Origin of the sequence: Rhodanobacter denitrificans (assembly GCF_000230695.2) — a bacterium.
Lineage (GTDB): Bacteria > Pseudomonadota > Gammaproteobacteria > Xanthomonadales > Rhodanobacteraceae > Rhodanobacter > Rhodanobacter denitrificans.
Map to the genome: position 1 here is coordinate 3088451 of NC_020541.1, position 14039 is coordinate 3102489.

Sequence of the window (14039 nt, forward strand, 5' to 3'; positions counted from 1 at the left end):
TTGCCCCGTCCACCGGCGCGGGGCATGATGCGCGCATGAATCCGATCACGCCGCCGAGCGCACCGCCGAGCAGCAGCCCGCCGATGGTGGTCAACTGCATCGCCTACCGCAGGGACGGCAGCCGCATCGGCGAGGTCACCATCGATGCGATCAGCGACGTGCTGGCCGAGCCGGACACCTTCGTCTGGGTCGGCCTGTACGAGCCGGACGAGACGCTGCTGGAGAAGATCCAGGACGAATTCGGCCTGCACGACCTGGCGATCGAGGACGCGCACGCCGCGCACCAGCGCACCAAGCTGGAAACCTACGGCGACTCGCTGTTCCTGGTGGTGCAGACCGCGCAGCTGGTCGACGGCGAACTGGCGTTCGGCGAGACGCACATCTTCTTCGGCCCGCGCTACCTGGTCACCGTGCGCCACGGCGCCTCGCAGTCCTACGCGCCGGCGCGGCGCACCTGCGAGCACGCGCCGGAATTGCTGGCGAACGGGCCCAGTTACGGGCTGTACGGCGTGCTCGACTTCATCGTCGACAACCTGCTGCCGATCGTGCGCGACTTCCGCGAAGAGGTGCACCAGCTCGAACACGACATCTTCGGCGAGACGTTCAAGAGCAGCACGGTGCGCCGGCTGTACGACATGCAGCGCGACCTGATGACGCTGCGCCTGGCGGTGGCGCCGCTGCAGGACATCATCAACCAGCTGATCCGGCTGCACCCGCACCTGGTCCCCGAGGTGCTGCACGCGTACTTCCGCGACGTCTACGACCACGCCTTCCGCGTCAACGAGGCGATCGGCGCGATGCGCGAGATGCTCACCGCCGCGATCAACGTCAACCTGTCGCTGGTCAGCCTGCGCCAGAACGAGGTGATGAAGAAACTCGCCGGCTGGGCCGCGATGCTCGCCGCGCCGACCCTGCTGACCAGCTGGTACGGCATGAACTTCGCGCACATGCCCGAGCTCGGCCAGCCCTGGGCGTACCCCGCGATCATCGTGGTGATGGCCTGCGTGGTGGGTGGCATCTACCTCGGGCTGAAGCGCGCGAGGTGGCTGTAGCGGGCGGCGGGCGGTTGTCGCTGCCGCGCGAACCGTTCAAGATGCCGTCCGATACCCGCCCCGCACGCGACCACCGATGAACGATCCCAGCCGCATCCCCGCCGACGCCGCCGCACCGGTGGAAACCCTGTACGAAGGCCGCTGGCTCAGCCTGCGCAAGCGCGGCCGCTGGGAATACGCCGAGCGCAACAACCCCGGCGGCGCGGTGATCATCCTGGCGGTGACGCCGGCGGACAAGGTGCTGTTCGTCGAGCAGTACCGCGTGTCGATCCTGCAGAACACCATCGAGATGCCGGCCGGCCTGGTCGGCGACCTGGCCGGCCAGGCCGACGAGAGCGCGCAACTGGCCGCGCAGCGCGAGCTGGAGGAGGAAACCGGCTGGCGCTGCCGGCGGGTGGATTTCGTCCATTGCGGCCCATCGTCCTCGGGCATGAGCACCGAGATGATCACCTTCGTGCGCGCCCGGGAGCTGGAGAAGGTCGGCCCCGGCGGCGGCGACGAGACCGAGAACATCGTGGTGCACGAGGTGCCGCGCCGCGAGGCCGGCGCCTGGCTGTTCGCACGCGCCGCCGAGGGCTATTCGATCGACCCGAAGCTGTTCGCCGGGCTGTGGTTCATCGAGCACGCCGACGGCTGAGCGGCGGCGGGGTTCCGGGCGCAGCCTTGCCGCGCCGCGGCAGCGGGCCGCTCACCAGGTGCGCACGTCGACCACGCTGACCGTGTAGCTGCTCATGCCGGACTGGTAGCGGAACAGACGGCCCAGGTCGAACTTCACCACGTCGCCGGGGGCGATGTTGGCCGTGCCGGCCGGCCACGCCTGCTTGCTCTGGATGACGGAACCGGCATCGTCCTTGATGTCGATGCGGATCTGCGCGGCCGAGGCCGCGGCGCAGTTGTTGACCAGCTCGCCGCGCAGGCTCATGCGGGTGACCGTTCCCGTGTTGTTGACCGCGGGCTTGAAATCCTTGATGGCGAAGTCCTTCGGATTGCAGTCGGCCTGGGCGGCCAGCGGGGCGAACAGGAGTACGGCGGAAATGATCAGCGTCTTCATGAGGTTTGGGCCATCCCGAGGCATGCCTTCGATGCGGGCATGGAAAATCATCGGCATGCCGGCGGAATTCTTTAACCGGCCGCGCCCGGCGCGTGGCCGCAGAGAGCCGGTCACCTGCCGCTAAAGTTCTTCGCGCTGGCGTCGATAGAGGGAGGTCCCGTCCCCCGCATTGCGGTCCCCCCACTGTCCGATGGAGTTTCCCCATGAAGGCTCTCGTTGTTTCCGCCGTGTTGCTGCTCGCTCCGCTGGCCGCCCAGGCTGCCTGCGCGCCTGGCGATTTCGCGATCAAGGATTTCAAGCCCGGCGTCGCGGCGTCGCGGCTCAGCCTGCGCGGCGAACTGGTCAACAACTGCGCCGCGGCCTCGGCCGCGCAGGTCCGCATCGAGGTCAAGGACGCCGGCGGCAAGGTGCTGCAGAGCAAGCAGGGCTGGCCGGCCGGCACCGCCAACATCCCCCCCGGCGACGTGGTGAAGTTCGACCTGGGCCGCATGTTCCACTACCAGGCGGAGATGGACAGCTACACGGTCAGCGTGGTCGACGTGCGCACCTGGTGAGGCAGCCGGCAGCGTGACGCGACGAAGGCTCCGCAAGGAGCCTTCGTCGTATCCGGCGCCGCCGCGTGCACGTCGCGCCGGCAGGCAGGCGGTCAGTGCAACACGAACAGCTTGTCGAAGCCGGCCACGCGCAAGGTGCCGCGCAACTCGCCGGAGGCATTGACGATGCGGATGTCGGCGCGGTCGGCGCCGGCGTGCTCGCGCAGCAGCAGCAGCATGCCGAGCGCCGAGCTGTCCATCCCGGTGACCTCGCCCAGGTCGATCACGTAGCTGCGCGCGGGCTTGCCGCTGCCCAGGCAGGCGTCGTGGAAATCGCGGTGGATGCTGAAGTCGAAACGCTCGCCCAACTGCAGGGTCAGGCAATCGAGTTCGCTGTCATGGTGGACGATCATGGGGCCATCCTCAGAAGAGTTCGATTTCGCCGGCGTCCATCGTGTTCTGCAACGCCGGGCCGCGCGAGCGCAGGCGCGCCTTCTCGCGCTGGATCGCCAGCCGGCTGCGCACGCGCTGGGCACGTTCCTCCAGCGCGTCGGCCTCCAGCGGGGCGCACGCCAGTTCCTCGATGTCGCGGGTGCACTCGGTGGTGACCTCCTGCAGCTCGGTCAGCCGGGTGCGGGTCTGGCTGATCAGCTGGCTCAGGATGTCCTCGAACTGCAGCGAGCGGATGGTGGTGGAGACGTCGCTGCCGAGGCCGCGATTGATCTCCACCGCCTGGTCGGCCACCGCGCTGGTGCGCGCGTCGCTCTCGGTGACGTGGGCGGTCATCGCGTCGATGCCGCCCTTGGCCGACAGCGCCACGTTGAGGTCCTGCGAGGCCATCGCGCCGATCAGCCCGCGCAGCTGTTCCATCGCCGAGCGCGCGCGCTCGACATGGCCGCCGATCTGCTCGTTGAGCTGGTTGGAGTTGCTGGCCAGGTTGCGGATCTCGCCGGCCACCACCGCGAAGCCGCGGCCGGATTCGCCGGCGCGCGCCGCCTCGATCGCCGCGTTCAGCGCCAGCAGGTTGGTTTCCTCGGCGATGGTGTTGACGTTCCTGAGCAGGCCAAACACCGCGTCCATCTCCTTCGCCATGCCGTCGATGCGGTAGACGATGCGCAGGCTCTCGCGCGACATCTGCACGATCATGCCGACGAAGTGCTCCAGCAGGTCGCCGGTGCGGGCGGCGAAATCCTGCACGCTGACGCCGCCGTCCTGCACCTCGATGATCTGCTTGAGCAGCGACTGCTGCAGCGCGGTCTTGCTGGACAGCCCGTCGAAACCGCCGCCCAGCTCGGACACCGCATCGCGCAGCAGGTCCAGGCCCTGGTGCAGCTCGCGGGTGGCGTGGCCGAGCTCGTCGACCAGCGCGCCGCGCACGTCTTCCAGCGCCTCGCGCACCGGTTCGGCGCGGGCGCCGGCGGCGGCCTGCACGGCCAGCGGCGCGGCGGGCCGTGCCGACAGCGCCCACGCCGCGGTCAGTGCCGCCACCAGCAACGGCGCCAGCCAGGCCGGGTGCCAGGCCAGCGCCAGCAGCAGGGCGACGGCGCTGGCGATCCAGCCGGCGGCTTGGCGTTGGAGCAAGAGAGCGGGAGTGAATGGCATGATCCGGTATCCGCGAGTCAGGCGCCGCCGGCGCCGGTATGGGGGTGGCGGGCCAGCGCCAGCAGGCGCGCCGCCATGTGTTCGATCGACTGCATTTCGCCCGCGGCGTCGAGCTTCCAGGCGGCACCGGGCATGCCCCACACCACCGAGCTGGGTTCGTCCTGCACCAGCGTGGCGGCGCCGGCCTGGCGCAGTTCCAGCAGGCCGCGCGCGCCGTCGTCGCCCATGCCGGTGAGCAGCGTGGCGATGGTGGCGGCGCCGGCGCTGGCCGCCAGCGAGCGGAACAGCACGTCGACGCTGGGGCGGTGCCGGTTCACCGGCGGGCCGTCGTGCAGCCGGCAGACGTACTTCGCGCCGTCCCACATCACCAGCAGGTGGTGGCTGCCTGGCGCGATGTAGGCATGGCCCGACTGGATCGGCTGGCCGTCCTGCGCCTCGCACACGCGCATCGCCGAGCAGCGGTCCATGCGCGCGGCGAACGGGCCGCTGAAGGCGGCCGGAATGTGCTGGGTCACCAGGATCGGCGGCGCGTCCGGCGGCATCGCCTCCAGCACCACGCGCACCGCCTCGGTGCCGCCGGTGGAAGCGCCGATCGCGATGATCGGGCTGCCGCCGCGCGTGCCCGCAGTCTGCGCGCGCGGCAGCACCGCGTCCGCCGACAGCCGTGGCGCCACGTCCAGCTTGCGCACCGTGGTGCGCGCGCGCGGCCTGGCCTGCGCCGCCTGCTTGACCTTGGCGCAGATCTCCAGCGCGTGCTCGCCAAAACTGCTGGCCAGGTCGCTGCTCGGCTTGGCCAGGAAATCCACCGCACCCAGTTCCAGCGCGCGCAGCGTCACCTCGGCACCCTGCGTGGTCAGCGACGACACCATCACCACCGGCATCGGCCGCAGCCGCATCAGGTTTTCCAGGAAGGTCAGCCCGTCCATGCGCGGCATCTCGACGTCCAGGGTCAGCACGTCGGGGTTGAGCTGCTTGATCTTGTCGCGGGCGATCAGCGGATCCGCCGCCGTGCCGACGACCTCGATGTCCGGATCGCAGGCAAGCATGGTCGACATCAGCTTGCGCACCAATGCGGAATCGTCGACTACCAGAACACGCACTCTATCCATTGCTCACCTTGCCATGCAGCCACGGCCCCGTCGCCCGCGACGGTGGCCCGATCGATTGCCACGCCGGAACCGCGACGCTAGAACAGCTCGACCTCACCCTTTATCGGATCGTTTGCCAAACGCTTGAGGTAGCCGCGCTCGTCGGCCACCAGCGCCACGTCGTCGCTGCGGCGCAGCTGGCGCACGCGGACCCGCCCGCTGTGCGGGAAGAACTGCACCTGGCGCGGGTAGACGTCGCCCAGGTCCTCGGCCGCCAACTGCAGCCGCTCGGCCTCGATGTAGCGATGCACGAAGTCGATGTTGCGTTGGCCCACGTCGCTCAACTGGGCCAGCACGCGGCCGCCGCCGAACACCTTGACGCGCAGGTTCGCGCGCTGGCCGCCCGCCTTCAGGATCGCGTTGATCAGCTGCTCCATCGCGTCGCTGCCGTAGCGCGCGGCGCGCCCGATGGCCGACGACCAGCTGTCGCGCTCGCCCATCGGCTCGGGCAGCATGAAGTGGTTCATGCCGCCGACGCCGCGCTCCGCATCGTGGATGCAGGCCGACACGCACGAACCGAGCACGGTGCTGACCAGCTCGTCGCTGCCGCTCACGTAGAACTCGCCCGGCAGCACCCTCACCACCATGCGGCCCTGGGCCGGGTCCCAGAACCGGCGCAAGTGCTCGAAGCCGGGCATGGCCTCGGGCAGCGTGGTGGTACGGCGCTCGGCCGTCACTACCGGCGTCATCCGAGCTTCCGGTAGACGGTGCGGCCGATCAGCTCGAAATCGTCGTTGATGCCGTGCAGCGACTCGGAGTGGCCGAGGAACAGGTGGCCGCCGGCCGGCAGCAGCGCGGCGTAGCGGCGGAACAGGCGTTGCTTGGTCGGCTGGTCGAAGTAGATCACCACGTTGCGGCAGAAGATCGCGTCGAACGGACCGCGCATGGGCCACTCGTGCAGCAGGTTCAACGGCTGCACGGTCACCAGTTCGCGCAGGCGCGGATGCACGCAGGCGAAGCCTTCGTACTCGCCGGCGCCGCGCAGCATCCAGCGGCACCGGCGCTCGTCGCTGATGCCGGCCAGCCGTTCCAGCGGATACACGCCGTTGCGCGCGGTTTCCAGCGCCTGCGGCGACAGGTCGGTGGCGAGGATCTTCGCGTCGATGCCCGCCGCGCCGTGCCGCTCCAGCGCCTCGGCCAGCACCATCGCCAGCGCATACGGCTCCTCGCCGGTGGAACAGCCGGCCGACCAGATCCTTAGACGGTCGCCGCTGCGGCGCTTCTGCTGCAGCCACTGCGGCAGCAGTTCGTCGACCAGCAGGTCGTAATGGTGCTGTTCGCGGAAGAAGGAGGTGACGTTGGTGCTGATCACGCTGGCGAGGTTGTCCAGCTCGCTCTGCGGGTCGTGCCGCAACAGCTCGCAGTACGCGCCGAAGTGGCGCAGGCCCAGCGCACGCAGCCGCCGCGCCAGGCGTCCCTGCACCAGCTGGCGCTTGTGTTCGCCCAGCGCGATGCCGCAATGCTCATAGACGAAGTCGCGCAGGAAGCGGAACTCGGCATCGCCGAGCGCCACCCCGCCGCCGTCCGCCGGCACGGCATCGCCTTGAACCATGCCGGCAGCGGCGCGCACGTTCAGAACTCCTTCCAGACGCCGGCATCCGCCGTCTCGGCGGCAACGGCGCGCGGCGGCGCCTTGCGTACCGCGGCGAACACCGCCTCGGTGGCGCGGGCCACGTCCTTCGCGCGCTCCGGCGGTGCCGCCGGCGACGCCGCGCCATCATCGGCCAGGCGGAAGAAGCCCACCTGGTTGGACAGGTCGCCGGCCTGCTCCTGCATGGCGCGGGCGGCGGCCGAAGCCTCTTCCACCAGCGCGGCGTTCTGCTGGGTCATCTCGTCCATCTGCATCACGGCGTTGTTGACCTGGTCGATGCCGGCCGACTGCTCCTGGCTGGCCGCAGCGATCTCGGCCACGATGTCGGTGACCTTCTTCACGCTCTCGACGATCTCGGCCAGCGCCTTGCCGGACTGGTTGACCAGCTCCGAGCCGCAACGCACCTTCTCCTCGCTCTCGGCGATCAGGCCCTTGATCTCCTTCGCCGCGCCGGCGCTGCGCTGCGCCAGGCTGCGCACCTCGCTGGCCACGACCGCGAAACCACGGCCCTGCTCGCCGGCGCGCGCCGCTTCCACCGCGGCGTTCAGCGCCAGCAGGTTGGTCTGGAACGCGATCTCCTGGATCAGCCCCACGATGTCGCCGATCTTGCGGCTGGAGGCGTCGATCTCGCCCATCGCGGCAATCGCCCTGCCCGCCACCTCGCCGCCACGCTCGGCCTGCTCACGGGCGCCGCGGGCCAGCTGGTTGGCGTGGCTGGCGTTCTCCGCGTTCTGCTTCACGGTGGAGGTCATCTGCTCCATCGACGAGGCGGTCTCTTCCAGGCTGGAAGCCTGCTCCTGCGTGCGCTGGCTGAGGTCGTCGTTGCCGCGCGCGATCTGCTGCGCCGCGCTCGACACCGCATCGGAGCCGTGGCGCACCTCGCCCACGATCGCGCCGAGGCGCTCGTCCATGCTGCGGAAGGCGTCCAGCAACCGGCCCAGCTCGTCCTGCCGCTTGACCTTGATGACATGGCCCAGCCGGCCTTCGGCGATGGCATGCGCCACCTTGACCAGATGCGTCAGCGTGCCGCTGATCGAGCGCACCAGCAGGGTCGACACCAGCAGCGCGAACAGCAGGCCGCCAATCAGCGCGAACAGCACCAGGTTGCGCACCAGCTTGTAGCGGCTGACCTGCGCCTGATAGATCTGCTTCACCTCGTCGCTCTGCGCCTGCATCAGCTTGTTGATGGTGTCCACGCGCAGCATCAGCTCAGGGCGCACCTGCATTTCCAGCAGGTCGCCGGTGCCTTCGTCGTTTTGCGCCAGCGCGTCGTAGATGTCCTTGAGACCGCTCAGGTAGTCCGCATCGGTGGCGCGGTAGGCCTTGTACTTCGCGGCGATGTCCGCGCTCATCGGCATCGTCGACAGCTGCTTGTTGACCTCGGCGATCTCCTTCTGCAGGCGCTCGGACTCGGCGACCTTCTGCTTCATCTGGTCGGGTTTGCCGATCGCCCCGGCCGCTTCGCCGAGCACGATGAAGTCGGTCAGCGACTTGACGCGCAGGCTGCCGATCAGCTGGGCCGGCACCATCGCCTCTTCGTAGCTGCGCCGCATGCCCTCGTTCTGCCAGGACATCATGCCGAGGCCGACCGCCGCGCCGGCCGCGAGCATCAGCCCGAGCAGCGCGAACACGCCGATCAGGCGCGCCTTGACGGACAGCGTCGGCAACTTGGTGAAACGTGCCATGAATTTCTTGATGTTCATCGTGATTCCCGGATCGGATCAGGCGGCAACTTCGACATCCCGGACGCCGGTCAGCGCGGCGTCCAGCGTTTCAACGTCTTCCGGACGCATCAGCTTCTCCACGTCCAGCAGCATCACCATGCGCTCGACGTGGGTGGCCAGGCCCTTCAGGTAGCGCGTGTCGACGATCGCGCCCATGTCAGGCACCGGCTTGATCGCCGCCGGCTCGATGTCGACCACGTCGGACACCGCATCCACCACGATGCCGAACAACCGCTCGGCGACCGCCACGATGATCACCACCGTGCTGTCGCCGTAGCTTTCGCGTGCCAGGCCGAAGCGCAGGCGCAGGTCCATCACCGGCACGATCGCGCCGCGCAGGTTCAGCACGCCCAGCACGTAGTCGGGGGTCTGCGGGATGCGGGTGACCCGCGACCAGCCGCGGATCTCGCGCACCGACAGGATGTCCACGCCGTATTCCTCGCCCGCCAGGTTGAACGTCAACTGCTGGACGGTGGGGGCCGTGGCCGCGTTGTCTTCGTACATGGATCGTCTACCTCGTGATGGGCGCCTGCGGGCGCCCGGCCTCGATGTTGTATCGGCCCCGCCAGAGAGGACTTGAGCACGCCGCCGCAGCCCGCCGCCCGCGCCGCCACGTCACCGCGACGACGCGGAAGCCACCGCTCAGAACTCGCTCCAGCCGTCGGCCGCCGCGACGGCGGCGACCGGCCCGGCATGCCGCGCCGGTCGCGCCGCTCGCGGCGGCATCGGCAGCACGCGCGCGCTCGGCCCAGCGGGTGCGGCAGGCGCGGCTGCCGGCACGGCCGCGTGTCCGTCCAGCCGGAAGAACGCCACCTGCCGCCGCAGTTCGTCGGCCTGCTCCTGCATCGCCCGCGCCGCCGCCGCCGCCTCTTCCACCAGCGCCGCGTTCTGCTGGGTCACCTCGTCCATCTGCATCACCGCGCGGTTCACCTGGTCGATGCCGACGGACTGTTCCTGGCTGGCCGCGGCGATCTCCGCCACGATGTCGGTGACCTTCTTCACGCTGTCCACGATGCCTGCCAGCGCCGCGCCGGACTGGTCCACCAGCACGCTGCCGGCGTGCACCCGTTCCACGCTTTCCTTGATCAGGCCCTTGATCTCCTTCGCCGCCGCCGCACTGCGCTGCGACAGGCTGCGCACCTCGCTGGCCACCACCGCGAAACCACGGCCCTGCTCGCCGGCGCGCGCCGCCTCCACCGCCGCGTTCAGCGACAACAGGCTGGTCTGGAACGCGATCTCGTCGATCAGCCCCACGATGTCGGCGATCTTGCGGCTGGAGGCGTTGATCTCGCTCATCGCTGCCACCGCCTGCGCCGCCACTTCGCCGCCGCGCTCGGCTTGCTCGCGCGCACCGCTGGCGAGCTGGTTGGCGTAGCCGGCGTTCTCCGCGTTCTGCTTCACGGTGGAGGTCATCTGCTCCATCGAGGCGGCGGTTTCCTCCAGGCTCGACGCCTGTTCCTGCGTGCGCTGGCTCAGGTCGTCGTTGCCCTTGGCGATCTGCTGCGCCGCGCAGCTCACCGCCTGCGAACCGTGCTGCACTTCGCCCACGATGCCGGTCAGCTTGTCGCGCATGCGCACCAGCTCGGCCAGCAGACTGCCCACGGCGAAGGCCTTGCCGCCGTCGTCCCGGCCGAGATCGCCGTTGGCGATGCGCGTGGCCATGGCCACCGCAAAACCCGGCTCGCCGCCGATGCTGCGGCGGATGCTGCGCAGCGACACCCACACCAGGGCGATCACCAGCAGGCCCAGCAGGCCGGCCCGGGTCAGGTTCACCATCAGCGTGTGGCGGAACTGCGCGTCGATGTCGTCGAAATAGGCGCCGGCGCCGAAATGCATGCCCCACGGCTGGAAGCGCTCGGTGTAGGTGAGCTTGCCCACCACCTTGCGGGTGCTGGGCTTGAGCCAGTCGTAGTAGGTCACGCCGCGGCCGTCCTTCATGTCGATGTCGTGCATCGCCTGGAAGATCGGCTTGCCGTTCTGGTCGGTCATCTCGCGCACACTGGTACCCAGTTTGTCCAGCATCACCGGGTGCTCGGTCAGCACGTAGTTGTCATCGAACGCGAACACGTAGCCGGCGCCCTTGTCCCACTGCATGTCGCGGATCTGCGCCAGGGCCCGCTTCTGCGCCTCGGCCTCGCCGAACTCGCCCCTGGCCGCGCGCTGGTGGAAGCTGCTGGCCACCGAAACCGCCGATTCGATCTCGCTGCGCAGCAGGCGTTCGAGCCCTTCCATCTGGCTGGCGCGGCTCTGCAACGCGTTCATCACGGTCAGGCCGAACAGCCCCAGCACGACCACCGACACCACCATGACCAGCCGCGCATTCAGGCTGAGCCGATCAAAGAACCCGCGTATTCCGGACAACATGTCGCAAACCTCAACCTCGTAAAAGAAGCCCGCCAGCCACGACGGCCATGCGGGGTGGCGCGCAAAGACGCCGGAACCTTCGCCAGCGGAAGCGCCCGCTCCGTTCGCGCATTGCTTCACGCCGTGGCCGCGGCCACGGCAACTGCGTGTCTCAGGCGGCCTTGCTGCGCCGCCCCAGCCGCACCACGCCGCCCACATCGACGATCAGCGCGACCGAGCCGTCGCTGAGGATGGTCGCGCCGGACACGCCCTGCACCCGCTGGTAGTGCTTCTCCAACGACTTGATCACCGCCTGCTGCTGGCCGAGCAGGTCGTCCACCAGCAGGCCCACGCGGCGGCTGTCGTCCTCGATCACCACCACGATGCCGCGCTCGACCTCGGTGATCGCGTCGGCGCAGTCGAAGGCGCGGTGCAGCCGCATCAGCGGCAGGTACTCGCCGCGGAACTGGAACACCTCGCCGCCGCCGGCGATCCGCCGCACCGCCTCGGCGCCGAGTCGCTGCGACTCGACGATCGAGGTCAGCGGCACGATGTAGCGCTCGTGGCCCACCGCGGTCACCAGCCCGTCGATGATGGCCAGGGTCAGCGGCAGCGCGATGGTGAACACGCTGCCCTTGCCCGCCTCGCTCTTCACGCCGACGCTGCCACCGAGGTCGCGCACGTTGCGCCGCACGACGTCCATGCCGACACCGCGGCCGGACAGGTCGGTGGCCTGCGCGGCGGTGGAGAAGCCCGGCTGGAAGATCAGCTCGGCCACCTCGGTGTCGCTGGGTTCCTGGCCGGCGCCGAGCAGCCCGCGCTGCTGCGCCTTGGCCACGATGGCGGCGCGATTCAGCCCAGCGCCGTCGTCGCTGATCTGCACCACGATGTTGCCGCCTTCGTGATAGGCGTTGAGCTTGAGCGTGCCGGTCTCCGGCTTGCCGGCGGCCTTGCGCTGCGCCGGCAACTCCAGGCCGTGGTCGATCGCGTTGCGCACCAGGTGCACCAGCGGGTCGCCGATCTTCTCCAGCACCGTCTTGTCCAGCTCGGTGTGCTCGCCGTGCAGCTCCAGCCGGACCTGCTTGCCGAGCTTGCGCTCCAGGTCGCGCACCAGCCGCGGGAAGCGGTTGAACACCGAGCCGATCGGCAGCATGCGGATGCGCATCACGCTCTCCTGCAGCTCGCGGGTGTTGCGTTCGAGCTGCAGCAGGCCTTCGCGCAGGCGCTCCAGTTGCGAGGGCTGGAAGTTCTCGCCGATGTCGCTGAGCATCGACTGGGTGATCACCAGCTCGCCCATCATGTCGATCAGCGCATCGACCTTGTCGATGCCGACGCGGATCGAACTGCCTTCGCCGGCGGTGGTGGCTTCGCGTGCCGGCGGCGCGGCGGGCGCGGGCGCTGCTGCGGGAGCGGCAACCGCCGCCAGTGCCGCCGCGGCCGACGATTCCGCGGCCAGCGCCGCGATGGCCAGCTCGCAGTCGCCGTCGAGCCAGTCGAACACGGCGTCGACGTCGCCGCGCGCCACCGCGCCGTGCAGGCGCAGCTCCCAGCCGAGATGGCAATGGCCGGGATCGAGCTCGGCCAGTCGCGCCGGCGCACTGTCGAGCACGAAGGCCCGCCGCACTTCCAGCCGGCCCAGTTGCCCAAGCTCGCGGAACAGCCGCAACGGATCGTTGCCGGTCTGCAGCAGGTGCGGCAGCGCGACGAAACGGATGTCCCAGCCGTTCGCCGATGCGGCCTTCGGCGCGGCCGCGGCGGGCGCCGTCGCCAGCTCGCCGCTGACCAGCCGCACCAGTTCGCCGCGCAGCGCCTCGCTGCCGGCGTCGGCCGCCGGCTGGTCGCTGCCCGAGCGCGCCAGCATGGCGCGCAGGCAGTCGACCGAGCGCAGCAGCAGGTCGATCAGCTCCGCATCCACCGCGCGGCGCTCGCTGCGCACTTCCTCCAGCAGCGATTCGGCCACGTGGGTGAACGCGGCGACGTCGGCGAAACCGAAGGTCGCCGCGCCGCCCTTGATCGAATGTGCCGCGCGGAAGATCGTGTGTACCAGCTCGTGGTCGGTCGAACCCGAATCCAGCGCCAGCAACGCCGTCTCCATCGCGTCCAGCCCTTCCAGGCTTTCCTCGAAGAAGGTCTTGTGGAATTGAGTCAGGTCGACGGCGCCCATGGATCTTCCTTCAGCCCAGCACGCGCTTGACGGTGGCCAGCAGCTGCTCCGGGTCGAACGGCTTGACCAGCCAGCCGGTGGCGCCGGCCGCCTTGCCTTCCATCTTCTTCTCGGTGTGCGACTCGGTGGTCAGCATCAGGATCGGCACGCCCTTGTAGGCGTCCATCGTGCGCAGCTCGCGCACCATGGCGATGCCGTCCATCACCGGCATGTTGACGTCGGCCAGCACCAGGTCGAACGCGCTGCCGCGCGCCACGTCCAGCGCCAGTTGCCCGTTCTCGGCCTCGGCCACCTCGTGCCCGGCGCCGCGCAGGGTGAACGCCACCATGCCGCGCATCGAGACCGAATCGTCTACCGCAAGAATCTTTGCCATGCTGCCACCTCGTTCAGGCCGGCCCTGCGGCCGGCAGTTCCAGAATCCGCGCCAGGCCGAGCAGGCCAGCCGCCTCGTTGAACGCCTCGCTCGCGCCGCGCCAGTCCAGCGCGCCGCCGCGTGCCTGCAGCTCACGCCGCAACAGCACCAGCAGCTGCAGCGCCGCCGTATCGACACGCTCCACCTGGCTGGCATCCAGCACCACGCTGGCGCCATGCTCCAGCGCACCCAGCAGCTGCGTCTTCAGCGCGGCCTGGGCGGCGATGCGGCAGTCAGCCGGAAGCACCACCGCGGCCGCACCGTCCGGCGCCGCCTGCCGCTCGTCCTGTTGCTGCTTCACCGCCCGTTTGCCGGCCATGCCGCCACTCCACGCGCGCTCGTTGGCGCTGACGAGTTGCTTATCGGCCGTCGCCACGATCGCTTTAGGGATCGCCGGCCGTGCCCCGGCATCGAACGCG

At 69.6% G+C, this 14039-nt stretch carries 15 protein-coding genes; 3 read left to right on the forward strand and 12 right to left on the reverse strand.

Annotated elements, in window-relative coordinates:
* The first annotated feature begins 35 nt into the window (after window positions 1-35).
* Both R2APBS1_RS14365 and R2APBS1_RS14370 read left to right on the forward strand, forming a co-directional pair.
* On the forward strand, window positions 36-1052 hold the full coding sequence (locus R2APBS1_RS14365) for a magnesium and cobalt transport protein CorA (RefSeq protein WP_027484451.1): 1017 nt from the start codon (window positions 36-38) through the stop codon (window positions 1050-1052).
* A 76-nt stretch (window positions 1053-1128) separates the two neighbouring features.
* Window positions 1129-1689 carry an NUDIX hydrolase gene (locus R2APBS1_RS14370; protein WP_007507427.1) on the forward strand — a complete coding sequence of 187 codons (561 nt, stop codon included), beginning with the start codon at window positions 1129-1131 and terminating at the stop codon, window positions 1687-1689.
* Window positions 1690-1740: 51 nt separating this feature from the next.
* On the opposite strand, the gene R2APBS1_RS14375 is transcribed toward R2APBS1_RS14370, so the two are convergent.
* Entirely contained in the window at window positions 1741-2103 is a 363-nt protein-coding gene (locus R2APBS1_RS14375) for a hypothetical protein (protein WP_027484452.1), read from the reverse strand.
* Window positions 2104-2306: 203 nt separating this feature from the next.
* Here R2APBS1_RS14375 and R2APBS1_RS14380 point away from each other — a divergent pair, with 203 nt between their 5' ends.
* The gene (locus R2APBS1_RS14380) at window positions 2307-2657 is read left to right on the forward strand and encodes a hypothetical protein (protein WP_015448478.1); all 351 of its coding nucleotides are present in this window, start codon (window positions 2307-2309) and stop codon (window positions 2655-2657) included.
* A 92-nt stretch (window positions 2658-2749) separates the two neighbouring features.
* On the opposite strand, the gene R2APBS1_RS14385 is transcribed toward R2APBS1_RS14380, so the two are convergent.
* From R2APBS1_RS14385 to R2APBS1_RS14435, 11 genes are all read right to left on the reverse strand, one after another.
* Window positions 2750-3049 (reverse strand): STAS domain-containing protein, encoded by a 300-nt coding sequence (locus R2APBS1_RS14385; protein ID WP_007507420.1) that lies wholly within the window; start codon window positions 3047-3049, stop codon window positions 2750-2752.
* A gap of 10 nt (window positions 3050-3059) precedes the next feature.
* On the reverse strand, window positions 3060-4238 hold the full coding sequence (locus tag R2APBS1_RS14390; protein WP_015448479.1) for a methyl-accepting chemotaxis protein: 1179 nt from the start codon (window positions 4236-4238) through the stop codon (window positions 3060-3062).
* A gap of 17 nt (window positions 4239-4255) precedes the next feature.
* The gene (locus R2APBS1_RS14395) at window positions 4256-5347 is read right to left on the reverse strand and encodes a protein-glutamate methylesterase/protein-glutamine glutaminase (protein ID WP_015448480.1); all 1092 of its coding nucleotides are present in this window, start codon (window positions 5345-5347) and stop codon (window positions 4256-4258) included.
* 77 nt (window positions 5348-5424) lie between these two features.
* Complete coding sequence (gene cheD / locus R2APBS1_RS14400) at window positions 5425-6075, reverse strand: chemoreceptor glutamine deamidase CheD (RefSeq protein WP_015448481.1); 651 nt, start codon at window positions 6073-6075, stop codon at window positions 5425-5427.
* Window positions 6072-6956 (reverse strand): CheR family methyltransferase, encoded by an 885-nt coding sequence (locus tag R2APBS1_RS14405; RefSeq protein WP_015448482.1) that lies wholly within the window; start codon window positions 6954-6956, stop codon window positions 6072-6074. The genes cheD and R2APBS1_RS14405 overlap by 4 nt, the downstream gene beginning before the upstream one ends.
* 2 nt (window positions 6957-6958) lie before the next feature.
* Window positions 6959-8680 carry a methyl-accepting chemotaxis protein gene (locus R2APBS1_RS14410; RefSeq protein ID WP_015448483.1) on the reverse strand — a complete coding sequence of 574 codons (1722 nt, stop codon included), beginning with the start codon at window positions 8678-8680 and terminating at the stop codon, window positions 6959-6961.
* A gap of 18 nt (window positions 8681-8698) precedes the next feature.
* A complete protein-coding gene (locus R2APBS1_RS14415; protein WP_015448484.1) occupies window positions 8699-9205 on the reverse strand; it encodes a chemotaxis protein CheW in 507 nt (168 codons plus the stop codon).
* A 138-nt stretch (window positions 9206-9343) separates the two neighbouring features.
* Window positions 9344-11065: a methyl-accepting chemotaxis protein gene (locus R2APBS1_RS14420; protein ID WP_015448485.1), complete on the reverse strand. Its 1722-nt coding sequence runs from the start codon at window positions 11063-11065 to the stop codon at window positions 9344-9346.
* A gap of 151 nt (window positions 11066-11216) precedes the next feature.
* A complete protein-coding gene (locus R2APBS1_RS14425) occupies window positions 11217-13208 on the reverse strand; it encodes a chemotaxis protein CheA (protein WP_015448486.1) in 1992 nt (663 codons plus the stop codon).
* A 10-nt stretch (window positions 13209-13218) separates the two neighbouring features.
* Window positions 13219-13581 (reverse strand): response regulator, encoded by a 363-nt coding sequence (locus tag R2APBS1_RS14430; protein WP_015448487.1) that lies wholly within the window; start codon window positions 13579-13581, stop codon window positions 13219-13221.
* 13 nt (window positions 13582-13594) lie between these two features.
* Entirely contained in the window at window positions 13595-13996 is a 402-nt protein-coding gene (locus R2APBS1_RS14435; protein WP_231378403.1) for an STAS domain-containing protein, read from the reverse strand.
* Window positions 13997-14039: the final 43 nt, after the last annotated feature.

Coding starts and splice junctions, on each gene's coding strand:
- R2APBS1_RS14365 (WP_027484451.1), top strand. CDS start 36: ATGAATCCGATCACGCCGCCGAGCGCACCGCCGAGCAGCAGCCCGCCG.
- R2APBS1_RS14370 (WP_007507427.1), top strand. CDS start 1,129: ATGAACGATCCCAGCCGCATCCCCGCCGACGCCGCCGCACCGGTGGAA.
- R2APBS1_RS14375 (WP_027484452.1), bottom strand. CDS start 2,103: ATGAAGACGCTGATCATTTCCGCCGTACTCCTGTTCGCCCCGCTGGCC.
- R2APBS1_RS14380 (WP_015448478.1), top strand. CDS start 2,307: ATGAAGGCTCTCGTTGTTTCCGCCGTGTTGCTGCTCGCTCCGCTGGCC.
- R2APBS1_RS14385 (WP_007507420.1), bottom strand. CDS start 3,049: ATGATCGTCCACCATGACAGCGAACTCGATTGCCTGACCCTGCAGTTG.
- R2APBS1_RS14390 (WP_015448479.1), bottom strand. CDS start 4,238: ATGCCATTCACTCCCGCTCTCTTGCTCCAACGCCAAGCCGCCGGCTGG.
- R2APBS1_RS14395 (WP_015448480.1), bottom strand. CDS start 5,347: ATGGATAGAGTGCGTGTTCTGGTAGTCGACGATTCCGCATTGGTGCGC.
- cheD (WP_015448481.1), bottom strand. CDS start 6,075: ATGACGCCGGTAGTGACGGCCGAGCGCCGTACCACCACGCTGCCCGAG.
- R2APBS1_RS14410 (WP_015448483.1), bottom strand. CDS start 8,680: ATGAACATCAAGAAATTCATGGCACGTTTCACCAAGTTGCCGACGCTG.
- R2APBS1_RS14415 (WP_015448484.1), bottom strand. CDS start 9,205: ATGTACGAAGACAACGCGGCCACGGCCCCCACCGTCCAGCAGTTGACG.
- R2APBS1_RS14420 (WP_015448485.1), bottom strand. CDS start 11,065: ATGTTGTCCGGAATACGCGGGTTCTTTGATCGGCTCAGCCTGAATGCG.
- R2APBS1_RS14425 (WP_015448486.1), bottom strand. CDS start 13,208: ATGGGCGCCGTCGACCTGACTCAATTCCACAAGACCTTCTTCGAGGAA.
- R2APBS1_RS14430 (WP_015448487.1), bottom strand. CDS start 13,581: ATGGCAAAGATTCTTGCGGTAGACGATTCGGTCTCGATGCGCGGCATG.